Origin of the sequence: Actinokineospora auranticolor (assembly GCF_041897805.1) — a bacterium.
GTDB classification, from domain to species: Bacteria; Actinomycetota; Actinomycetes; order Mycobacteriales; family Pseudonocardiaceae; genus Actinokineospora; species Actinokineospora auranticolor.
In genome coordinates, this window is record NZ_CP154825.1 from 7,791,069 (window position 1) to 7,811,501 (window position 20,433).

At 72.8% G+C, this 20,433-nt stretch carries 22 protein-coding genes; 8 read left to right on the top strand and 14 right to left on the bottom strand.

The annotated features are described in order from the left end of the window. Positions 1 to 273: 273 nt before the first annotated feature. Positions 274 to 1,695 (bottom strand): acyl-CoA synthetase, encoded by a 1,422-nt coding sequence (locus V5P93_RS33970; RefSeq protein WP_104478032.1) that lies wholly within the window; start codon positions 1,693 to 1,695, stop codon positions 274 to 276. A gap of 105 nt (positions 1,696 to 1,800) precedes the next feature. Between V5P93_RS33970 and V5P93_RS33975 the strand changes: the two genes are divergently transcribed. From V5P93_RS33975 to V5P93_RS34000, 6 genes are all read left to right on the top strand, one after another. After that, the gene (locus V5P93_RS33975; RefSeq protein ID WP_104478031.1) at positions 1,801 to 2,469 is read left to right on the top strand and encodes a hypothetical protein; all 669 of its coding nucleotides are present in this window, start codon (positions 1,801 to 1,803) and stop codon (positions 2,467 to 2,469) included. A 5-nt stretch (positions 2,470 to 2,474) separates the two neighbouring features. Further along, positions 2,475 to 3,125 (top strand): tRNA (adenosine(37)-N6)-threonylcarbamoyltransferase complex dimerization subunit type 1 TsaB, encoded by a 651-nt coding sequence (tsaB, locus tag V5P93_RS33980; protein ID WP_104478309.1) that lies wholly within the window; start codon positions 2,475 to 2,477, stop codon positions 3,123 to 3,125. Beyond that, positions 3,122 to 3,610 carry a ribosomal protein S18-alanine N-acetyltransferase gene (gene rimI, locus V5P93_RS33985; protein ID WP_104478030.1) on the top strand — a complete coding sequence of 163 codons (489 nt, stop codon included), beginning with the start codon at positions 3,122 to 3,124 and terminating at the stop codon, positions 3,608 to 3,610. Before tsaB ends, rimI begins: the two co-directional genes overlap by 4 nt. Continuing rightward, complete coding sequence (tsaD, locus tag V5P93_RS33990) at positions 3,607 to 4,647, top strand: tRNA (adenosine(37)-N6)-threonylcarbamoyltransferase complex transferase subunit TsaD (protein WP_104478029.1); 1,041 nt, start codon at positions 3,607 to 3,609, stop codon at positions 4,645 to 4,647. The genes rimI and tsaD overlap by 4 nt, the downstream gene beginning before the upstream one ends. Positions 4,648 to 4,733: 86 nt before the next feature. After that, positions 4,734 to 5,117, top strand: a complete 384-nt coding sequence (locus V5P93_RS33995; protein WP_146107956.1) for a hypothetical protein — start codon at positions 4,734 to 4,736, stop codon at positions 5,115 to 5,117. Then, complete coding sequence (locus tag V5P93_RS34000) at positions 5,114 to 6,748, top strand: triacylglycerol lipase (protein ID WP_104478027.1); 1,635 nt, start codon at positions 5,114 to 5,116, stop codon at positions 6,746 to 6,748. Before V5P93_RS33995 ends, V5P93_RS34000 begins: the two co-directional genes overlap by 4 nt. A 94-nt stretch (positions 6,749 to 6,842) precedes the next feature. Here the strand turns inward: V5P93_RS34000 and V5P93_RS34005 are convergent, their stop codons facing one another. The 7 genes from V5P93_RS34005 to V5P93_RS34035 all read right to left on the bottom strand — a co-directional run bounded on the left by V5P93_RS34005 (position 6,843) and on the right by V5P93_RS34035 (position 13,288). Then, positions 6,843 to 7,679 (bottom strand): IS30 family transposase, encoded by an 837-nt coding sequence (locus tag V5P93_RS34005; RefSeq protein ID WP_374065122.1) that lies wholly within the window; start codon positions 7,677 to 7,679, stop codon positions 6,843 to 6,845. Positions 7,680 to 7,872: 193 nt separating this feature from the next. Next, on the bottom strand, positions 7,873 to 8,394 hold the full coding sequence (locus tag V5P93_RS34010; protein WP_104478025.1) for an RICIN domain-containing protein: 522 nt from the start codon (positions 8,392 to 8,394) through the stop codon (positions 7,873 to 7,875). A gap of 114 nt (positions 8,395 to 8,508) precedes the next feature. Beyond that, positions 8,509 to 9,225 (bottom strand): HAD family hydrolase, encoded by a 717-nt coding sequence (locus tag V5P93_RS34015; RefSeq protein ID WP_104478024.1) that lies wholly within the window; start codon positions 9,223 to 9,225, stop codon positions 8,509 to 8,511. Between the two features lie 43 nt (positions 9,226 to 9,268). Next, complete coding sequence (tsaE, locus tag V5P93_RS34020; protein WP_104478023.1) at positions 9,269 to 9,718, bottom strand: tRNA (adenosine(37)-N6)-threonylcarbamoyltransferase complex ATPase subunit type 1 TsaE; 450 nt, start codon at positions 9,716 to 9,718, stop codon at positions 9,269 to 9,271. Between the two features lie 5 nt (positions 9,719 to 9,723). Further along, positions 9,724 to 10,788 carry an alpha/beta fold hydrolase gene (locus V5P93_RS34025; protein WP_104478022.1) on the bottom strand — a complete coding sequence of 355 codons (1,065 nt, stop codon included), beginning with the start codon at positions 10,786 to 10,788 and terminating at the stop codon, positions 9,724 to 9,726. Further along, positions 10,785 to 11,858 carry an alanine racemase gene (gene alr, locus V5P93_RS34030; protein WP_104478021.1) on the bottom strand — a complete coding sequence of 358 codons (1,074 nt, stop codon included), beginning with the start codon at positions 11,856 to 11,858 and terminating at the stop codon, positions 10,785 to 10,787. Before alr ends, V5P93_RS34025 begins: the two co-directional genes overlap by 4 nt. After that, positions 11,855 to 13,288 carry an NAD(P)H-hydrate dehydratase gene (locus tag V5P93_RS34035; RefSeq protein WP_104478020.1) on the bottom strand — a complete coding sequence of 478 codons (1,434 nt, stop codon included), beginning with the start codon at positions 13,286 to 13,288 and terminating at the stop codon, positions 11,855 to 11,857. Before V5P93_RS34035 ends, alr begins: the two co-directional genes overlap by 4 nt. A gap of 156 nt (positions 13,289 to 13,444) precedes the next feature. Here V5P93_RS34035 and V5P93_RS34040 point away from each other — a divergent pair, with 156 nt between their 5' ends. Next, entirely contained in the window at positions 13,445 to 14,251 is an 807-nt protein-coding gene (locus V5P93_RS34040; protein WP_104478019.1) for a dienelactone hydrolase family protein, read from the top strand. A 61-nt stretch (positions 14,252 to 14,312) separates the two neighbouring features. After that, positions 14,313 to 14,888 (top strand): hypothetical protein, encoded by a 576-nt coding sequence (locus V5P93_RS34045; RefSeq protein WP_104478018.1) that lies wholly within the window; start codon positions 14,313 to 14,315, stop codon positions 14,886 to 14,888. A gap of 1 nt (position 14,889) precedes the next feature. Here V5P93_RS34045 and V5P93_RS34050 read toward each other — a convergent pair whose 3' ends face one another. From V5P93_RS34050 to V5P93_RS34075, 6 genes are read right to left on the bottom strand one after another with little or no spacing between them, the layout of a single operon-like run. Beyond that, complete coding sequence (locus V5P93_RS34050) at positions 14,890 to 15,135, bottom strand: hypothetical protein (RefSeq protein WP_104478017.1); 246 nt, start codon at positions 15,133 to 15,135, stop codon at positions 14,890 to 14,892. A 2-nt stretch (positions 15,136 to 15,137) separates the two neighbouring features. Beyond that, positions 15,138 to 16,622 (bottom strand): hypothetical protein, encoded by a 1,485-nt coding sequence (locus V5P93_RS34055; RefSeq protein ID WP_104478016.1) that lies wholly within the window; start codon positions 16,620 to 16,622, stop codon positions 15,138 to 15,140. After that, on the bottom strand, positions 16,619 to 16,933 hold the full coding sequence (locus V5P93_RS34060; RefSeq protein WP_104478015.1) for a hypothetical protein: 315 nt from the start codon (positions 16,931 to 16,933) through the stop codon (positions 16,619 to 16,621). The genes V5P93_RS34055 and V5P93_RS34060 overlap by 4 nt, the downstream gene beginning before the upstream one ends. Position 16,934: 1 nt before the next feature. Next, positions 16,935 to 17,456, bottom strand: a complete 522-nt coding sequence (locus V5P93_RS34065) for a hypothetical protein (protein WP_104478014.1) — start codon at positions 17,454 to 17,456, stop codon at positions 16,935 to 16,937. A gap of 5 nt (positions 17,457 to 17,461) precedes the next feature. Continuing rightward, positions 17,462 to 20,098 (bottom strand): hypothetical protein, encoded by a 2,637-nt coding sequence (locus V5P93_RS34070; protein WP_104478013.1) that lies wholly within the window; start codon positions 20,096 to 20,098, stop codon positions 17,462 to 17,464. A gap of 3 nt (positions 20,099 to 20,101) precedes the next feature. Continuing rightward, positions 20,102 to 20,425, bottom strand: coding sequence for a hypothetical protein (locus V5P93_RS34075; RefSeq protein WP_146107955.1), 324 nt, complete (start codon positions 20,423 to 20,425; stop codon positions 20,102 to 20,104). Positions 20,426 to 20,433 lie beyond the last annotated feature (8 nt).

Below are 20,433 nucleotides of genomic sequence, written 5' to 3' on the forward strand. Positions count from 1 at the left end.
ACGAGAGAACCCAACCACGCTGGGTCAAAACGTCCACGCGATCACAAGAACGCGACCACGCTAGGTCAGAACCTCCACACGATCACAAGAACCCAACCACGCCGGGACGAAACACCCCGCGCCCAAGCCCCCACCCCACCAGCCAAAACAGACACAGCCAGCAAGATCAACCCACGCCTCCGGCCCCCGGTAACCATTCTACCGACGCACACCGACACCCAGCGCCAAAGACGATCAAGCCTGTGGACAACCCGCCCACACCTGTGGAAACCGCTAGGGCACCTTCAACGCCCGCTTGGTGACCTTGCCCATCTCGTTGCGCGGCAACGATTCCAGGAAGTGCACGACCCGAGGTCGCTTGTGCGGGGCCAACAGCCGCGCAACGTGGTCAGCCAAGTCCGAGGCCGCAGGTGGTTCCCCCTCAGCAACGACCCACGCCACGATCCGCTCGCCCAGGTCCTCGTCCGGCTCACCGGTAACCGCGACCTCCGCCACCCCCGGGTGCTCCATCAGCGCGTTCTCGATCTCCCCCGCCCCGATCTTGTACCCGCCGCTCTTGATGAGGTCGGTGGCTCGTCGGCCGACGATGCGCAGGTAGCCGTCCGGGTCGCGGATGGCCATGTCGCCGGTGCGGAACCAGCCGTCGCGGAGGGCGGCGGTGGTGGCGTCCGGGCGGTTGAGGTAGCCGAGGAAGAGGTTGGGGCCGTGGACCTCGATCTCGCCGATCTCGCCGTCGACCACCGAAGCGCCGGTTTCGTCCACGACGCGGACCTCGACACCGTCGATCGGCGGCCCGACCGTGCCCGCCCTGCGGTCCCCCGACGCCCGGACCCCGCAGTTCATCAAGGTCTCGGTCATCCCGTACCGCTCCACGACCCGCTGCCCCGTGGCCGCCGTGATGCGTTCGTGGTCGGTCGCGGGCAGCGCCGCCGAGCCGGACACCAGCAGCCGCGCGCGCCCGACCACCGCGGCCAGCGACGGCGACGCCTCGCAGTCCGCCGCGAGCCGGTGGTACATCGTCGGCACGCCGAACACCACCGTGGCGCCCGCCGCCAGCGCCTCGCCCAGCGAAGCCGACGAGAAGCGGCCCAGGTGCCAGACCGCGCCGCCGAGCCGCAGCGGGCCGAGCACGCCCAGGATCAGGCCGTGCACGTGGAACAGGGGCAGGCCGTGCACCACCTTGTCGGCCGCGGTCCACTCCCACGCCGCGGCCAGGGCGTCCAGGTTGGACGTGATCGCGCGGCGGGGCATCAGCACGCCCTTGGGCGGGCCGGTGGTCCCCGAGGTGTAGACGATGAACGCGGGCGACTCCGGGTCCGGCTCGGCGGGCAGGTCACCCGAGCCGCGCGCCGCCGGGTCGACGTGCAGCCGGGGCAGGTGGGCCAGCGCGGGGGGCAGGTCGGCGTCCGGTTCGGCCAGCACCAGCTCCGGTGCGCTGTCGCCGAGGATGTGGGCCAGCTCGCGCTCCCCCACCTTCGGGTTCAGCGGCACCACGGGCACCCCGGCGGCCAGCGCGCCGACGACGGCGAGGCACGTGTGCGGGGTCGGGGTGGCCCAGACCGCGACCCGGGTGCGGCCCGCGAGCGCGGCGGCCGTGGCGCGCGCGGATCCGGCCAGGTCGGCGTGGGTGATGACGAGGTCGCCGAAGCGGACGGCCTCGGCGGAGGTGGGGTTCACCAGCGTCGGCAGCAGCACCGCACCGAGACTAGTGAACTCGGTCGCACCCGGTAGTCCGGTGTTACAGCGGGCACACTGGTCGCGATAGGCAGACCAGGGAGAGCCCTGGCGGTGGGGAGCGTCGTGCAATTTCGCAAGCTGTTCGCGCTGTTGGCGCGCCGGTGGCTGGTCATCGTGCCGCTGCTGGTGCTCACCCTGGGCGGCGCCGGGTACGCGTACGCGACCACCCCGCTGAGCTACCAGTGGACGGGCTCGGTCGTCATGCTCGCGCCCAAGGACGGCCGCATCGTGCGCCCGGCGAGCCAGCGGGAGCAGACCAACTCGCTGCTGGCGTTCGCGCCGACGCTCTCCACCATCACGATCATGCTCATCGAGGAGACCGCGGTCTCGGCGGCCAAGCTGGTCACCCAGCCCAAGGACGGCGTGGAGATCAGCCGTGAGGGCCCGTTCATGACGGCCAAGGTCGAGGGCGCCACCGAGGCCAGGGCCAAGGAGCTCGGCCAGAACGCCTTCGACCTGATCCGCGACTCCCTCGACGAGAAGCAGCGCGACCTCGGCGCGCCGCCGAGCACGTGGGTGACGGTCAGCGTGGTCGCCGCGCCTGCGGAGGCGGAGAAGCTGCCCAAGGCGCGCATCGGCAAGGTCGGCGGCGTGATCGCGGGCGGCGGTTTGCTGGCCCTGGTGTGCGCGTTCGCGGTGGAGAGCGTCTCGGTGAACCGGCGCGAGCGGCGCGCGGCGGGCGACGTGTCCCGGACCACTTCGGAGCCCGGCGGCGAGCCCTCGTACTCTTGACGACCGTGCTGGTACTAGCGGTCGACACCGCCACCCCCGCGGTCACCGCCGGAGTCGTCGAGGTAGCCGGTGGCGCGTCGACGCTGCTCGCCGCGCGGGTGACCGTCGACGCCCGCGCGCACGGCGAACTGCTCACCCCGCACCTGCGCGACGCGCTCGCCGAGGCGGGCCGCGCCTTCGCCGACGTGGACGCCCTGGTCTGCGGCATCGGCCCCGGCCCGTTCACCGGGCTGCGCGCGGGCATGGTCACCGCCGCCGCGCTCGGCCACGCCCTGGACCGGCCGGTGCACCCGGTGTGCTCGCTGGACGCCATCGCCGCCGACGTCCCGGGTGAGCCGCTGCTCGTGGTCACCGACGCGCGCCGCCGCGAGGTCTACTGGGCCGCGTACGCCGCCGACGGCAGCCGCCGGACCGAGCCCGCCGTCGCGCCGCCCGCCGAGGTCGCGGCGCGGGTCGCCGAGCTGGGGGTCACCCGGGTGGCGGGCGCGGACCTGTTCGACTTCGGCCTGCCGCGGGTCGGATCCGCGCACCCGAGCCCGCTCGGCCTCGTCGCCGCCGCGGACCTCGGTGCCGAACCCGGCCCGCTGACCCCGCTCTACCTGCGGCGGCCGGACGCGGTCGAGCCTGGTGCGCGCAAGCGGGTGAGCCCGGGATGAGCGAGCCGACGCGGATCGGCGTCCTGGGGCGCGCCGACCTGCGCCGCTGCGCCGAGCTGGAGCGCATCCTGTTCCCGGACGACGACCCGTGGAGCGAGTCGGCGTTCGCGTCCGAGCTGGACTGGGGCCACTACTACGTGGGCGCGTACGCCGGTGAGCTGCTGGTCGGCTACGGCGGGTTGGGCATGGCGGGCAAGCCGGGCGACATGGAGGCCAGCGTGCACAACCTGGGCGTCGACCCGGTGTGGCAGGGCCGCGGCGTGGGCCGCGCGCTGCTGCGGGTGCTGCTGGCCCGCGCCGACGAGCACCTGGCGCAGGTGTTCCTCGAGGTGCGCACCGACAACGCGCCCGCCATCGGGCTCTACGAGGCGCACGGCTTCGCCACCATCGGCCTGCGCCGCCGCTACTACCAGCCCTCCGGCGCCGACGCGTACACCATGGTCCGGCCCGCGCGGGTGGACCGGACAGTGGAGAACACCCCATGACGATCATCCTGGGCATTGAGAGCTCGTGCGACGAGACCGGCGTCGGCATCGTCCGGCTCGGCGCGGACGGCTTGGAGTTGCTGGCCGACGAGGTCGCGTCCAGCGTCGAGCAGCACGTCCGCTTCGGCGGGGTGGTGCCCGAGGTGGCCAGCCGCGCGCACCTGGAGGCCATGGTCCCGACCATGCGGCGCGCGTTCGACACCGCCGGGCTGGCGCTGTCGGACGTGGACGCCATCGCGGTGACCTGCGGGCCGGGGCTGGCGGGGGCGCTGCTGGTGGGGGTGTCGGCGGCCAAGGCGTACGCGACGGCGCTGGACGTGCCGCTGTACGGGGTCAACCACCTGGCCGGGCACGTCGCCGCGGACACCCTGGAGCACGGGCCCCTGCCGTCGCCGGCGCTCGCGCTGCTGGTCTCCGGCGGGCACAGCCAACTGCTGAGGGTCGACGACCTGGCGGGCGGCATCACGGAGATCGGCTCGACCATCGACGACGCGGCGGGCGAGGCGTACGACAAGGTGGCGCGGGTGATCGGGCTGCCGTACCCGGGTGGGCCGCCGATCGACCAGGCGGCGCGGCGCGGGAATCCGTCGGCCATCGCGTTCCCCCGTGGACTCACGGGCCCCCGGGACGCGAAGTACGACTTCTCGTTCTCCGGCCTGAAGACTGCCGTCGCGCGGTGGGTGGAGGCGCGGGAGCGGGATGGCGAAGAGGTGCCGGTGGACGACGTGTCGGCGTCGTTCCAGGAGGCGGTGGCGGACGTCCTGACGGCGAAGGCGGTGCGGGCGGCGACCGACCTGGGCATCGGGACGATGGTCATTTCCGGTGGTGTGGCGGCGAACTCGCGGTTGAAGGAGTTGGCGGCGGAGCGCTGCGCGGCGGCCGGGATCGAGTTGCGGGTGCCGCGGCCGCGGTTGTGCACGGACAACGGCGCGATGATGGCGGCGTTGGGCGCGCACCTGGTGGCGGCCGGGGTCAAGCCGTCCTCTTTGGACCTCTCGGCGGACCCGGCGCTGCCGGTGTCCACTGTGTGGGTGTAGCGGTGCGGGTGTGCCGGTAACACCCGATTGGCGCTCGCGATGAGACGGGCGTGGGTCGACGTGGGCTGATAGTCGTGGTTGTACTGGTGGGTGTGGCCGTTGCCGCTGCCGTGTGGTTCTTCGGCGGTCGAGGGGTTGGGGGAACTCCCTTCGCCAGCCCCACCACTCCTTCGGCGTCGAGCGCGGTGCCGTTGACGGTCGAGCGGGCGCGTGAGTTGACCGCGGACCTGACCAGCGGGTCCGAGGGGCGGGTGCGCGAGGCGATCGCGGTCTCGCCCGACCAGCCGCTGGACGACGGGTTCGTGACCTCGTTGGCGGGGACACCCGTCGAGTTCGACGTGTCGAGCTTCCAGGCCGCGGAAGGTGGGCGGGCCAAGGTTTCGGCGCGGGTGGGTGGCGCGGTGTGGACGGTGTGGTTGGTGGCCGTCGACGGGCAGTGGCTGATCAGTTCGACGGAGGCCGCGCAGTGATCGCCCGGGTACTGGCCGTGTTGTTGTTGACGTTGCTGTGCGCTGTGCCCGCGCAGGCGCAGAAGTTGCCGTCGCAGTGCGAGGGGGCGAGGTCGACCAAGGCGGGCGCGGGGCAGTCGCGGTCCAAGCGGCCGGTGGTGTTCGTGCACGGGTGGAACGGCGACCCCATGGACGACTCGGCGAAGAAGGTGGCCGGGCAGTTGGACGGGCGGGTCAGCGCGTACACGTTCGACTACAGCAGGTGGGCGGCGTACTGGGCCTCGGATTCGCACATCGCGCCGTGCCTCGCGGCCTACCTGGGGCAGGTCTCGTCGGCGTACGAGAAGGCTGGCGGGGACGGGAAGGTCGTCGTCGTCGCGCACTCGATGGGCGGGTTGGCGCTGCGGTACGCGCTGAACACCGAGTTGGCGAAGGTCGTGCCGTACGTCATCACGCTGGGGACGCCGCAGCTCGGGTCACCGTGGGGCGGCGAAGGCGGGCCGTCGCGGCTGATGGAGGTGCTGCGGCACGTGACCGGCAAGGAGTTGCCGCCGATCGACGGGCGCGACGGCGGGAAGTGCTTGGCGGAGCACGAAAAAGGGGCTTCGCTGCCGCGCGGGTGCGGTGACCTGCCGCCGTGGCTGGCGAGTGGGGTGAACCTGACCCAGGTGGCCGGGGACGTGACGGTGAACCGGACGTTCTTCGGGTTCACGGCGTACTCGATCCCGCTGTTCAGCGACGGCGTGGTGCCCGTGCCCTCCGCGCACGGCTACCCCACCTCCGGACCGACCGGCGTGCCGCCGGAGGAAGGCGGCAAGTCCTACTCCCGCACGGACCGCTGCACCGTCGACTTCGGACTGGTCAACGGCGCGGCGCACAGCCTGTCGTTCGCCTCGGCGTCGATGGCCTTCGACTACTTCACGTTGCAGGACCTGCAGGAGAACCGGTTCAGCGCCCCCGTGCAGGCGTACCTCGGTGGTGTCACGATCGTGGCGGCCTGCTCGCACCTGCGGCTGCCGACCGACCAGAGCGCGGTCAACCAGGTGACGGAGATCGTGCAGGGCGCGCTGACCGAACTGGGCAAGTCCACCGGCGCGGCCACCAAGGTGGTGAACGTGGCGGGCGTGGACAAGTCGGGCAACTCGACGAGCGGCTACACCGTCGCGGAGGACCCGGAGGAAGTCGAGGACTGCTACCCGTCACCGGCGGCCGTGGGACCGGACGTCGTCGCCTGCTCCCCGTCGGCCGCGGGCGCACTGGCCTGCTGGGTGGAACCGAACCGCCGCGACCTCCTGTGCGGCGGTTTCCCGTGGAAGAAGCAACTCCGGCGAGCCGTGTCGAAGGAAGCGGTCCCCTCGGTCACACCGTCCCCGAACCCGGCCCCCTGGGGCCTGGAACTGGACGGCGGCGCGAAATGCCTGCTGCGCAACGGCGGCAGCTGGGGCGGACGCGCGGACGGCTATGTCGGCGCTTACTCCTGCGACCAGGGAAACTCGGACTTCGTCCTAACCGGACCCGATGGCGGCGACGTGGTCGACCGCTCAAAGCCGGTGTGGACGGTCCAGATCGGCCAACTCGGCGGCGACGGGGAATCGTTCCCGCCGCCGACCACGAAGGAGGTCAAGGTGGCCTACTTCGCGGCAGCCCCTTGACGCAGGCCGGACCACGACTCGCCGCGACACCGCAACGGCCGAACCCCGCCCCAAACGCCAGCGAGGGGTACCCCGCCATAGGGGAGCCTTGACCTCAACAGGTCATCGCGCCACCATGGTTGATCAGCAGTTCGTTGAGTTTCTCGACGGGTTTGTACCAGTCGAGGGTCTGCCGGGGGCGGCCGTTGAGCTCGCGGGCCACCTCGTCGAGGTCGGCCTGGGAATAAACCGAGAGATCCGTCCCCTTGGGGAAGTACTGCCGAAGAAGGCGGTTGGTGTTCTCGTTCGTTCCGCGTTGCCACGGTGAGCGTGGATCACAGAAATAGACGGGCATCCCGGTCACCGTCGTGAAGGTGGCGTGGTCGGCCATTTCGCTGCCCTGATCCCAGGTCAACGATTTCCGAAGGAACTCGGGCAACGTCATCATCTTCTCAGCCAACAACGCCGCGACACGATCCGCGGACCGATCATGCGGGACCCGGATCAACATCACGAACCGGGTCTGACGCTCAACCAACGTCAGAATCTGCGACTTGCACGCCGACCCCAGAATGAGGTCCCCTTCCCAGAAGCCGGGGACCGCCCGGTCCTCGGCCTCCGCCGGACGCTCGCCGATGTTGACCATACCCACGATCAGGTCGCGCCGCGACCGCTTCGCCGACGACGGCACACGTCTCGCCCGACCCGACCGTTCCATCTTCCGAACTTTCGGCCTGGCCCGCGCCGAGGCCGCCCGCCGCCCCGCCCGCACCGCGCGATAAGCCAACCGGCCACCATTGAGAGCGACCTCACGAGCGACCACCGAATGATGCCGACCCAACACCCTACCGATAAACCGAAACGACCGCCTCGCACGTAACTCGCGCGAGATCGTCTCCCGATCCTCGCAACTCAAAATCACCCGACATGCCACAACAAGATCTCCGATCACTCACCCACGAAGATCATCCCACACCCGGCGCAACGACCCCTTGAGGTCAAGGAGCCCCTGTTTTCGATTCTATTCGGTGGCGGCAGATGGTTGAAGGCACTGGAGGCGGGTTGTGAACAACCTGAGTGCATGTGGACAACCTGCGAACCAATCAGGGTCGCCCGTCGGGTGACGGGCGACCCCGATTCGCCGATCAGGCGCTGGCGAAGGTCCAGCTCTGGTTGGCGCCGCCGTTGCAATCCCACTGGATCACGTCGGCGCCGTTGTCCTGGCTCACACCCTTGACGTCCAGGCACTTGCTGCTGTGTTCGGCCACCAGGTTGTAGCTGCCGTAGCCCGCGTCGTTGAGGTACCACCGCTGGTTGGCGCCGCCGTTGCAATCCCACTGGATCACGTCGGCGCCGTTGTCCAGGCTCACGCCCTCGACGTCCAGGCACTTGCCGCTGTGGCCCGCGACGAGGTTGTAGGCGCCGTCCCCCACCGCGTAGAGGGTCCAGTACTGGTTGGCGCCGCCGTTGCAATCCCACTGGATCACGTCGGCGCCGTTGTCCTGGCTCACACCTTTGACGTCCAGGCACTTGCCGCTGTGGTCGGCGGTGACCCGGTAGCCCACACCGTCGACCGGCGTGTCCAGGGCCTTCGCGGATGCTGGTGACGCCGCCAGCACGACTCCAAGTCCGACCGCTCCGCTGATCACCAAGGCGCGTGTCTTCATGGGATCTCGTCCTCCAGGATCTGGCGTTGTGTCCGGACGGGACTGTCCCGCCCGGACTCACCTTGGCTCACAACGCCAGGCGCCGCCTTCCCCCGAAGGGTCTTTCAGGCTGCACTAAAGGGGGTTTCGGCCGTCCAGCCACCGGTCCAGGACGGCGGGCAGCTCGGACATGCGCTGCACAACCGCGTCGGGCACCACGTCGACGGCGACCTGTTGCGCCAGCGGGATGTCGCTGTGCGGGATGAAGATGGTCCGCATCCCCACCGCCTGCGCGCCGCTGATGTCGTCGTACGGGCGGTCGCCGACGTAGACGCAGTCGGCCGGGTCGTCGACGCCCACCGCCGCCATCGCCGCCTCGAAGGCCACCCGGTGCGGTTTGGTGTAGGCCAGGTCGCTGCTCCACACCAGCCCGTCGAACAAGTCGCCGACGCCGTCGCGGTGCAGGACCTCCTCGTGCCAGGCACCGGGCCACGCCGTGGACGAGAGCACCCCCGTCCGCAGCCCGCGCTCCCGCAGCTCGCCGAGCATCGGCGCCACCTCCGGGTCGGTGCGGGTCGCCGGGTCCCAGTAGGTCCGGAAGGCGGCCAGCGCCGCCTCGTCGGGCGGTGCCCCGGCGGACTCCAGCACCTGGGTCAGGTGGAAGGCCGTGTGGTGGACCCGGACCCGCCCCCAGGCCTCGTCCTCCGCCGCGAGCAACGCCGCGGCCAGCACCCCCGACGCCTCGGCGTCTCCCGGGTGGACGATGTCGGCATAGGCCCGCCACGCGGCCAGGTGATCCATCGTCACCCACGGCGTCAGCGTGCCACCCCAGTCAAAGATCACTGCGCGCATGCCAGGACCCTAGACCCGCACCCCGGCACCGCCGAAGGGGAAATCAGACCCGCGACACCCAGTCGCCGTGCGGTTCGACCGACGCCAGGCGGGAGTCGTCGGCCTCCCGGGCCAGGCGGATGAGCAGGTGGTCGGCGTTGAGCCGGTCCGCCGAGCCCTCGCCCCACTCGACGACGACCACGGACGCGACCAGTTCCGAGTCCAGGTCCAGGTCGTCGAGCTGCTCCAGGTCGCCACCCAGCCGGTACGCGTCGACGTGCACCATCGGGATCCCGCGCGCGCCCGCCTTGTGCTCCCGGGCGATGATGAACGTCGGGCTGCTCACCCGGCCCAGCACCCCGAGCCCCTCGGCGATCCCCTTGGCCAGCACCGTCTTGCCCGCCCCCAGCGGCCCCGCCAGCAGCACCAGGTCCCCGGCCCGCAACCGGGTGCCCAGGGCGCGCCCGTACGCCAGGGTGTCCTCGTGCGTGCGCAGCAGCACGGTCTCAGCCACGGTCCTCACCTCTTCCGACCCGCGCCGCGGCCCCGGGCGCAGTCCCGCAGCAGCGTAGTCAGGTGCTCGTTCACCACATCGGGGCGCTCCAGGATCACCAGGTGACCGGCGCCGGGCACGCGGACCAGGGTGGCGTCCGGCAGGGCCGTGGCGATCCGCTCGGCGTGCGCGAACGGGGTCATCCAGTCGTGGTCGCCGCTGAGCACCAGGACGCGGGTGTGCTTGAGCCCGGCCAGCGCCGCGTAGCGGTTGTGGCTGCCCAGCGTGTCCACGAAGTCGGCGAGCACCCGGACGGGCGTGCCGTCGAGCATGTCGACGAGGAACCCCACCAGCTTCTGGCTCACCTCGCCGGGCCCGAACCCGACCGTGCGGGCCGCGCCCCGGGTGACCGCGCCACCCACCGAGCGGACCAGCTCGACGGCGGTGGGCTGCCACTCGGCGACCCGGCCGAGGACGCGGGTCAGCGGGTTGTACTTCGACAGCAGCGGCCGGGGCAGCCCGCTGCGCCCGACCTCACCCGCCGACGTGCCGATCAGCGCCACCCCGCGCACCCGCTCGGCGAACAGCTCCGGGTGCCGCTCGGCCAGCGCCATCACGGCCATGCCGCCCATCGAGTGTCCGATGAGGACGATCGGTCCACGGGGCACCACAGCGCGGATCACCTCGTCGAGGTCCGCGGCCAACTGCTCGATCGTGCTCGTGCTGATGTCGGCGCGGGCGGAGCGGCCGTGGCTGCGGTGGTCGTAGAGCACGAGCCGCACCCGGGGGTCGGTGAGCCGGGCCAGGTCGCGGCGCTGGAAGTGCCAGCCGCGCCTGCTCATCGCGAAACCGTGCACGAACACCGCGGTCAGGACCGGTTTGCCGCCGTCCTCGGGGTCGACCTCCTCGACGGAGAGGGCCAGGCCGTCGTCCGCGGCGACCGTGCTGGTGCGCGACGGCGGCAGCTCACCCAGCGGCTCGTCGGCGTACGGGTCGTCGCCGGACGCGCGGCGGCGGGTGACGCCGACCGCGATGGCCGTGGCGGCGGCGAGCACGCCCGCGCCCGCGGCGACCTTGCCCGCGCGGTTCATCCGCCGACGTACCGGCGGGCCACCCGGGGCCGGTACATGCCCGTGACGATCTCGTAGTCGATGGTGCCGATGGTGTCGGCCCACTCGGTCGCCGTCGGTTCCCCGCGCGTGCCGGGGCCGAACAGCACGACCTCGTCGCCGGGCGAGACCTCGTCGTCGCCGCAGTCGACGACGATCTGGTCCATGCACACCCGGCCGCGCACCGGCCGCCGAACACCGCCGAGCAGCACGTCGACCCGGTTCGACAGCAGCCTCGGCACACCGTCGGCGTACCCGGCCGTCACCAGGGCGAGCGTGGTGTCACGCGGCGCGGTCCAAGTCTGTCCGTAGGAGACCGACTCGCCCGCGGCCACCCGCTTGACCATGGCTACCGACGCCCGGAAGGTCATCACGGGAATGAGGTCTTCCTTGGTGGGCAACGGGTTCAGCCCGTACATCGCGATGCCGAGCCGGACCATGTCGAAGTGCAGGTCCGGTCTGCTCAGCGTGGCCGCCGAGTTGGCCAGGTGCCGCCGTGGGGTGAGACCGGCGTCCAAGGCGGTCTTGTAGGCGTGCTCGAACCGCTGCGCCTGGGCGTCGACCGACGGGTGGCCGGGCACGTCCGCGCAGGCCAGGTGCGACCAGACCGCGTACACCTCGTTGTCCGACTCCGCCGCGGCGCGCACCAGGTCCGCCCACCGGCCGGGCGGACACCCGTTGCGCGCCAGCCCGGTGTCGACCTTCAGGTGCACCCGCGCGCCGGACAGCCGGTCCAGTTCCTCCACAGAGGACACACCGACATCGATCCCGGCTTCCACGGCCGCGTCCATGTCCGCGTCCGGGGTGTCCAACCAGGACAGGATCGGCGCGGTGATCCCCGCGTCCCGCAGCACCAGCGCCTCGTTCAACGAACACGACCCGAGCCAGGTCACCCCGGCCGACAGCGCCGCCCGCGCGACCCGCACGGCCCCGTGCCCGTAGCCGTCGGCCTTCACGACCGCCATCGCGTCCGCGCCCGGCGCGCGCGCGACGAGCAGGGACACGTTGTGCCGCAACGCGTCCAGATCGACCACGACCTCCGCGCGACTCATCTCGCCCCCAGCAGCCCGCGCAGTGCCGTCGGCACCGCGTCCACGATCGCCGACGCGGGCACCGGAGCGCCCAGCGCGGCGGCTTCACCCGCCCGCACGTGCAGCCACGCCGCCGCGCCGCCCGCGAGCAGCGGGTCGAGCCCGGCCGCGAGCAGCGCGCCCGCCAGCCCGGACAGCACGTCGCCCGAGCCCGCGGTCGCCAGCCAGTGCGAGCGGGCCGGGTTGACCAGCGCGCGCCCGTCCGGCGACGCGACCACCGTGGCATGCCCCTTGAGCAACACGGTTACGTCCAGTTCGGCGGCCAGCGACTTGGCCGCGGCCACCCGGTCGGCACCCAGCTCGATCCCGTGCGGTTCGGCGATCCTGGCGAACTCGCGGTCGTGCGGGGTGAGCAGCAGCGGCGCGTCCGGGTCGCGCGCGTCCCACAGGTCGGGGTACCGGGCCAGCAGCGTGATGCCGTCCGCGTCGACGCAGGTCGGCAGGCCCGCGTCGAGCACGTGCGCGAGGACGTCCCGGGACGCCTTGCCGGTGCCCATGCCCGGACCGGCCACCCACGCCTGCACCCGTCCCGCGTCGCCGACCGAGCCGGTGGCGACCACCTCCGGCCAGCGCCTGCGCACCTCGTCGGCGGCCGACCCGGCGTAGCGGGTGAGCCCCGAGGTGGCCAGCACGGCCGCGCCGACCGCGAGCACCGCCGCGCCCGGGTACGTCTCCGAGCCCGCGACCACCCCCACGACGCCCTGGGTGAACTTGTCGTCCTCCGGCCCCGGCACCGGCCACGCCGCGGCCACCTCCGCGGCGCCCAGCACCTCGAAGACGGGTTTCGCCAGGTCGAGCCCCAGGTCGATCAGGTGGACCGCGCCGCAGCGGGCCCCCGCGAGGTAGTGCACGGGCTTGTACGCGCCGAACGTCACCGTCACGTCCGCGGTCACCGCGGGCCCCTCGACGGCCCCGGTGTCCGGGTCCACACCGCTGGGCAGGTCGACGGCCACGACCGGCGCCCGCACCCGGCTGACCACGGCCGCCGCGTCCGGCCGCAGCGGGCCGCGCGCGGAGAGCCCCACGATCCCGTCGACGACCAGGTCGGCGAAGTCGACGTCCTCGGGCGTACCGACCCGCCCGCCTGCGCGCCGCAACGCGGCCAGCCCCTCGGCGTGCGCGCGCTCCGGCGCCAGCAGCACGGCCGTGACGCCGACCGAGCGGCGACGCAGGAAGGCCCCGGCCCAGAGCGCGTCGCCGCCGTTGTTGCCCGCGCCGACCAGCAACACGACCCGGCGGCCCGCGACGCCCCCGGTGTGCTGGTCGAGCAGCCGCGTGACGTGCAGCGCGACGCCGTGCGCGGCCCGGCGCATCAACGCGCCCGGCGCGGTCTTGGCGAGGACGGCCTCCTCGGCTGTCCTGACGGCTCCGGTGGTCCAGACGCCCCGCATACGGCTCCTACTCGACGGTGACGGACTTCGCGAGGTCGCGGGGCCCGTCCAGGTCGTACCCGCGCGACCGGGCGATCCCGGTGACGCGACCCGCGATTCCGCACACGCGCACGAGGGTACCCACCAGGTACTTCGACCACCGATAGGCTGACCCCCATGGCACGCACGGCCAAGCACCTCCTCGACGAGCTCGCCCGCCCCGGTCCGCACCAGGTCCTGCGCGGTGACCTGGCGCTGGTCGGGCTGCCCGGCGCGGTCTACACGCCGCACTCCGGCCGCGGCCTGCCCGCGGTCGCCTTCGGGCACGGCTGGCTCCAGCCGCCGTCGCGGTACCGGGGGCTGTTCCGGCACCTGGCGTCGTGGGGGGTGGTCGTCGCCGCGCCCGGGACGCACACCGGCCCGTTCGGCTCGCACCGGCTGCTGGCCTCCGACCTGAGCACCGCGCTGGACGTGTGCGTCGGCGTGCGCCTCGGCGACGGCGAGATCAGCGTCGACGAGGGCAGGCTGGGCCTGGCCGGGCACTCGACCGGCGGCGGCAGCGCCGTGCTGGCCGCGGCGCGCGACCAGCGGGTGCGGGCCGTCGCGACCCTGGCGGCGGCCGAGACCGCCCCGGTGGCCAGCAACGCCGCACGCGAGTGCCGCATGCCGTCGCTGCACGTGCTGGCGGGCAACGACCTGGTCGCCCCGCCGAGCGCGCACGGCCACCTCATCGCGCAGGCGTGGGGTGGGCAGGCGGACGTGCGCACCATCACCAAGGCCAGCCACCTCGGGTTCACCGAGGGCAGGCACTGGAGCGGGCTGCTGGTGCACGGCAAGGCGGAGCACGCCACGCAGCGGATCAGCCGCGCCCTGCTGACCGCGTTCTTCCTCACTCACCTCACCGGGCAGACCGAGTACGCCCGGCTGCTGGACGAGAACATCAAGGGCACAGTCCTGGATCGGCACCTCGTGCAGACTGGCTGACGTGCAGCCATACCCACCCCAAGGTCCACCGCCGATTCCGCCGTCCAACCCTCAGGGCGCGGTGCGCGCAGCGGGGGTCACCGCGTTGTCCGTCGGCGGGCTCACGGTGGGGGCGTCGCTGTTCGGGCTCGGGTTCATCGGGTTGATCGCCGCGGCGCTGTTGCTCTCCGGTGGCGGCATGCTGCTGGCCTTCCAGCCCGCCGGGCGGATCCTCGCGACGATCGGGGCCGGGATCGTCATCGCGGGCGGGCTCTGGGTGTCGGTGCGAGCGATGACGATCATGCCGAACCTGCTCATGACGTGGATCATCGTCGGCTTGGTGAGCGCGCTGGTCGGGGCAGTCGTGCCCGTGGTGCTGTTCCGGCGCGGAGTCACCCAAGGGCTGGCTTCGCCGCCGAACAGGGGATTCCAGCCGGGCTACCCGCCACCGGGATTCCCACCGCCCAGCGGTTTCCCGGGACCCGTTCCACCGCAAGGGTTTACGCCCGCCTACCTGCAGCCCGGCTATGCGCCGCAGGGATTCCCGCCTGCCGGGCCGCAGCCCGGCTTTCCACCGCAGGGGTTTCCGGCGCCGGGATTCCCGCCCCAGGAGCGGTCCTACGTGCAGGACCAGCCGGGGCAGTGGCCGCCGCGGTAGGTCAGCGGTTGGTCATCCAGCTGACCGAGAAGAAGCCCGTGTCGGACGGGTCGTCCGACTGCTTCTGCCGGGCGCGCTTCGGCGGCTCCGGTGGGGTTTTGGCCCAGCGCTCGCGGTCTTGCTCGTGCCGGGTGAGGGTCTGCTCGTACTCGGCCCGTGAGCGCTCGAAGTGGTCGCCGAGGCCCGCGCTGATCCGCTGGAACTCGGCGCGGACCGCGCGGACGGCCGGGTTGTCCTCGTCGAGCACGCTCACCCCTTGGCCCGGTTGGCCGGGTCTTCCCCGACGACGCCGTCGAAGAACGCGGCCGGGTCGTTGTCGTCGAACAGGCTGCCGACCAGCCGCCACTGGCTGGCCTTGCGGTCGGTGTCGCCACCGCCACCGCCTTGACCGCCCCCGCCGCCGCCCATGGGCATCCCGCCCATGCCACCGCCCGCCATGCCCGCGCCCGCGGCCGGACCCGCCGCCGCGGGCGCGGAACCCCCAACGCCCGCACGGGATTCCTGTGACGGGGGCGCCTCGGCGTTGGTCATCGCGCCGGGCTGCAACGGCGGCTGGCCCGCCGACGTGCCACCGCCACCACCGACCGCTGCGCCACCGCCACCAACTGAGCCACCCGCCGAGCCACCGGCGGGAACTCCCGCCTCACTGGGTGTGGCCGCCGCGTCGGGGGCCGGGGTGCCCGGGGTGTCGGCGGCGGCGCTCGCCGCCGCCGGTTTGGGCGCCGGTTGGGGGCTGGGGGCGCTGTCGACCACGTACTTCGTCGGCTTGCCGTCGCCGCGGTCCACGGTGATCCCCATCGACGAGTCCACCGTGATCGCCCTACCGCCCTCGCGGATGGTGACGCTCTCCCCCGTGGCCGCCCCGCTGGGCGCGGTGCCCGTCGGGACGGCGGCCGACGGCGCGGTCGACGACGAGGGGGTGACGGCGGTGAACGGGTCCGGGTCGACCGCGCGGATCGCGTCGGTGAACGCGCGCCAGCCCTGGGCGGTGGCGTCGTGCACGGCGCGCAGGTCGGCGCGGAAGCGGGCCACGGCGGCGGCGTAGCGACCGCAGTAGTCGTCGAGGTAGTCGATGACCTCGGCGCTGGGCCACGGGTCCTCGGCGATGCCGTTGAGGTTGAGCGTGCCCGGCGTGCGCAACTGCGCCGGGGTGTACGAGCGCAGGGCCGCGTCGAGGCGGTCGATCTGGTCCTGGCGGTTGGCGAGGTTGTCGACGGCGATGCCGCGCAGCGTGGCCGCTTGCGCGGCCCAGCCGTGCAGTGCGTCGGCCGCGACACCGCGACCGCCGTCGAGCGCGGTCGCCAGGCGCAAGAGCCCGTCGTGCCACGTGCGGGCGGCCACCGAGAGCTGGTCGAACCGGGTCGCGGCGGTGTCGGCGCCACGACCACCCCAGGTGTCGGATAACCGGGTCCGCAGGCCCGCCGCGCCCTCGCGCAGGGCTTCCGCGGCCTTGGCCAGCGCGGCCAACCGGTCGCGGGCGGCGGCCAGGCCACCGAACTCGGCGTTGCGCAGGTCGTCGACCATGCGCTCGTCGGCGGGACCCCACGGCTCGGGCGTCCAGCCGCCCTTGGCCGCCGGGTGCGCGCGCCACCGCCGGTAGACGGCACCACCGGCGCGCGGGGACAGCAGCCCGCGCGGCTCGGCGAGCGGGCCCTCGACCAGGGCGTCCGCGGTGTCGGCCAGGTCGGCGCCGGTCGGCGCGGTCAGCGCGGCCCGCACCTGCTCGGCCGTCACCGCTCACCGGCCCGGGTGATCCGCCGCGCCGCTTCCTCGTCGACGTCGGCGATCCGCTTCGTCGACTCGACCAGCTCCGCGACCATGCCGTCGACCTGCGGCACGACCTTCTCGAACGAGGTCAGCAGCGCCTCGTGCAAGGTGCCGAACGCCGCGCCCGCAGCCTCGCCCAGCGGGCCGAACCGCCGCGGCGGCGGCAGGTCCGCGCGGGCGAAGGCGGCCACCTCCTCCAGCGCGGACCGCAGGTCGGCGACCTCCTTGGCCAGCGCGGAGACGGCCTCGTGGTCAACCCTCAGCACACCGTCCGGCATGTCAGCGCACCCAGCTGCGACCGGACCAGTCGTCGTCGCCGTCGTCCTCGACCGGGGCGGGTGCCTGCCGCTTCGGCGCGGGCCGCGGCGGCGGGGCGGGTTCGTCCTCGTCGTCGGCGAAGGACAGGAACCGCTGGGCGGGCGTCGACCTGGCCTCCGGCGCGGGCTCCGGGGGCGCGACCGGCGGCGGCACCGGCCGGGGGCGCTCGGGGCGCTCCTGGGGCCGCTCGTCGTCGCCGCCGAAGGACAGCACCGTGGACTTGGTCTCCCGCGTCCACGCGGCGGCCTTCTGCTGCTCGGCCGCGGCCCGCTCCTGGGCCTCCCGCTTGGTCGCCTCGTGCGCGGCGTCGATCGCGGGCCGCTGCTCGGCCAGCACGCGGTCGCGCTCGGCCGCGGCGGCGTCGGTGCGGGTCAGCTCGGCGGCGAACTCCTCGCCGACCTGGTTGACCCGGGCGTGGTACTGGGCGGTGATGTCCTCGTACTTGGCCAGGATCAGCCTGGTCTCCGCGGTCAGGTCGGACATCCGGCTCACCTCCCGCCGTCGAAGCTGCCGCTGATGCGGGCCTCGGCGTCGGCGTAGTCGTCGTCGAAGAGCTGGCCGGTGGTCCGCCACTGCGAACCGCCGCGCTCGCTGTCGCCACCGCCCTGGCCTTGGCCGCCACCACCCATCGCACCCATCGGCATCCCGCCGCCCATGGGCGAGCCGGTGCCGGACTGGTCACCGGGCAGCCCGGACGCGGCGGAGGCCAGACCGGCCTCGCCCGCGCCCGCGGTCTGGGTGTCGCCGCCGTGGCCGTTGTCGTGCTGACCGTGCTGACCGGACTGGTCGTGGCCCGGGTGCGGGCCGAGCTGGTCGCGGGGCTGCTCGTCGAAGATGCTGCCCGAGGCCCCCCAGGCGTCCGAACTCCACGCGCTGCCCCCGCCGCTGGCGGCGTAGGTGGCCTGCGGGTGCCCGGGCTGGGCCGCGTCGTTGTTGAGCATGCCGTGACCGGACTGGGCGGCGTCGTAGCCGGGCACGCCGTGCCCGCCGGGGGCGACCTGGCCGGGTACCTGACCGCCCGGCGCGGGCTGGCCGTGACCGATGGGGCTGGCGTCGTTCATGCCGTGCGTACCGCCGCCAGGCACCTGGCCGCCCGGCTGACCGTGGCCGATCGGGCTGGCGTCGTTCATCCCGTGCGTACCGCCGCCAGGCACCTGGCCGCCCGGTGTGGGCTGGTCCTGGCCTGCCGGTGGGACACCGGGCCTGCCGGGCTCGGGTTGGTGGCCCGGCTGGCCGCCGTCCGGGTTCGCCCGCGTGGTGCCCGTGGCCTGGCCCGCGGTGTCGGTGGCGGGACCGCCGTGCTGGGCCCCGCCGGTCGCGCCCTGGGTGGTCTCGTCGAAGTCGACGGTGTAGCTGACGGGCTCGCCGGTGCCGTCGTCCACGGTGATCTTGACCGTGTCCGGGGAGCCGGGATCCCGCTCGGCGGTGATGGTGACGTCGCCGTCGTGGATGACCGCCTTGCCGTCGGGCCCGGCCTGCACGTGCTGGACGTCGACGGGCTTGCCGTCCGGCCCGATCGCCCCGTCGACCGGCCTGCCGTCGGGTCCGATCGCCCCGTCGACCGGCATGCCGCGGGTCTGGGCGTCCACGCCGTTGACCGGCCTGCCGTCCGGCCCGAGCGGGCGCCCCTCGGCACCGTCGGTGATCGGCTTGCCGTCCGGTCCGACGACCGGCTTGCCGTCGGGCCCGAGCTGCCCCTGCCCGGGCGTGCTCGCGCCGAAGTCGAGGTCGTAGGTCTTGGGCTTGCCGGAGCCGTCGTCGACGGTGACCTTGACGTGCCCCGCCCCGTCGGGGCTCTGCACCCCGATGGTCCGCCCGCCCTCGGAGATCGTCACCGTCTCCGGCGCGCCCCCGGTGGTCCCCGGCACGGCCCCCGGCGTCTGCGTCGGGTCCACGGCGGACGGATCGGTGCCCTGGTCGACCTGCCCGGGATCCGGCATCTGCGGCAGGTCCTCGGCCTTCGGCGGCGGCGGCATCTGCTGCTGCTTCGGCTGGTCCCCGGTCCCGGTCCCGGTATCGGTCGACCCGGTCCCGGTCCCCGGGTCCTTCTTGGTCGGCGGCTTCTCGTCCCCCGACTCGTCGTCCGGCGGCGGCTTGTCCGCCCCGCTGAGCGCGAGCTTGCCGAACGGGTCGGTGGCGATCAGCATCGAACCCGAGTTCAGCTCGCGCCAGGCGTCGGTGACCGCCGTGATCGTCTCCTCGATCTGGCGGCGCAGGTTGGCCATGGTCGTGAAGTAGCAGTTGCAGAAGTCGTTGAGCTCGTTGCAGATCTCGTTCGACCAGCGGTTGTCGCCGTCGGTGAGCAGGACCTTGCCGGGCTGGTGCAGGGTTTCGGCGGTCTGCTTGTCGCAACCGAGGTCGTCGAACGGCAGGCCCGGGGTGAACTCCTCGTTGAGGAACGCGTAGCCCGCGGTCCACTCCTCCTTGGCGTAGATGCCGGAGCGGAACGTGCCGTTCTGCAGGATGCGGCCCATCTCATCGATGTAGGTCGCGAGCTTGTCCCTCGGGAAATCGATGAAGTCGGTGTTGTCGGAGAACGCGTTCGCGCCGTAGCGGTCGGCGAGCGACTTGCCCCCGGTGCCGGACCCGGCGAACTGGGACAGGCGCTCCACCGGTCCCCGGCTGGCGTGCCAGGCGCCCTCGATGTTCGCGCGGAGTTCCCCGACGGCGGTGCCGTACTCCTGGGCGGCCGCGCGCAGGTCGTTGATCTTGGTGGTGGCCGCGTCGCCTGCCTTGCTGGTCCACGCGCCGTGCAGCTTCCCCGAGATGGCGTTCGCCGTGCCGTCCATCGCGGCGGCGGCCTTGGCCAGGTTGTCGAGCCTGCCCCGCGCACCCCAGATGAAGCCCCAGTTGATGATCTTGATCTTCCAGAGGCCGCCGGACTGGTCGGTCTTCTCCTGCCAGCCGTCGCCCGCGACCGGCTGTTCCTTCCACCGGTTGGCGTTGGCCGGGAGGCAGGCGGGGTGGCTGCGCCACTTCTCGTAGAGGAAACCGAGGAAGTCGCGGCCCAACAGCTTGATGTAGGTCTCCAGCGGCTCCAGCATCTTCGCCGAGTGGTCCTCGGTGTAGACGTCGGACGGGACCTGCAGGGCATCGGTGATGCCGTGGCTGAAGTTCTCCGCCATCGGTTACTTGCCCCCGGACTGGGTGAGGCCCCACGCGTTGTCGACGTCGGTCGCGGTGGTCGACTTGGCCGACGCGTCGATCCGCTTGGCCGCCTCGGTGCAGAACTGCTGCGCCTTGGTCACCGACTGGGCCAGCGCCTGCACGACGCCGTTGAACGAGCCGAAGGCGTTGAAGCCCTCCGGGGTGCCACCGAAGTGCTCGGCCTTGAGCCCGTCCCCGGTGGCGTAGGTCTGCACGGATTGCAGCGCGACCGCCATGTCCGCCATGTCCATCGCCGCGGACCGGACCAACTCGTGGTCCATCTTCATGGTCTCGTCTACTGCCACCGCTCCCC

Coding starts and splice junctions, on each gene's coding strand:
- V5P93_RS34040 (WP_104478019.1), top strand. CDS start 13,445: ATGGCACGCACGGCCAAGCACCTCCTCGACGAGCTCGCCCGCCCCGGT.
- V5P93_RS34070 (WP_104478013.1), bottom strand. CDS start 20,098: ATGGCGGAGAACTTCAGCCACGGCATCACCGATGCCCTGCAGGTCCCG.
- V5P93_RS34025 (WP_104478022.1), bottom strand. CDS start 10,788: ATGAACCGCGCGGGCAAGGTCGCCGCGGGCGCGGGCGTGCTCGCCGCC.
- tsaD (WP_104478029.1), top strand. CDS start 3,607: ATGACGATCATCCTGGGCATTGAGAGCTCGTGCGACGAGACCGGCGTC.
- V5P93_RS34065 (WP_104478014.1), bottom strand. CDS start 17,456: ATGTCCGACCTGACCGCGGAGACCAGGCTGATCCTGGCCAAGTACGAG.
- V5P93_RS34010 (WP_104478025.1), bottom strand. CDS start 8,394: ATGAAGACACGCGCCTTGGTGATCAGCGGAGCGGTCGGACTTGGAGTC.
- alr (WP_104478021.1), bottom strand. CDS start 11,858: ATGAGTCGCGCGGAGGTCGTGGTCGATCTGGACGCGTTGCGGCACAAC.
- V5P93_RS34035 (WP_104478020.1), bottom strand. CDS start 13,288: ATGCGGGGCGTCTGGACCACCGGAGCCGTCAGGACAGCCGAGGAGGCC.
- rimI (WP_104478030.1), top strand. CDS start 3,122: ATGAGCGAGCCGACGCGGATCGGCGTCCTGGGGCGCGCCGACCTGCGC.
- V5P93_RS34060 (WP_104478015.1), bottom strand. CDS start 16,933: ATGCCGGACGGTGTGCTGAGGGTTGACCACGAGGCCGTCTCCGCGCTG.
- V5P93_RS34015 (WP_104478024.1), bottom strand. CDS start 9,225: ATGCGCGCAGTGATCTTTGACTGGGGTGGCACGCTGACGCCGTGGGTG.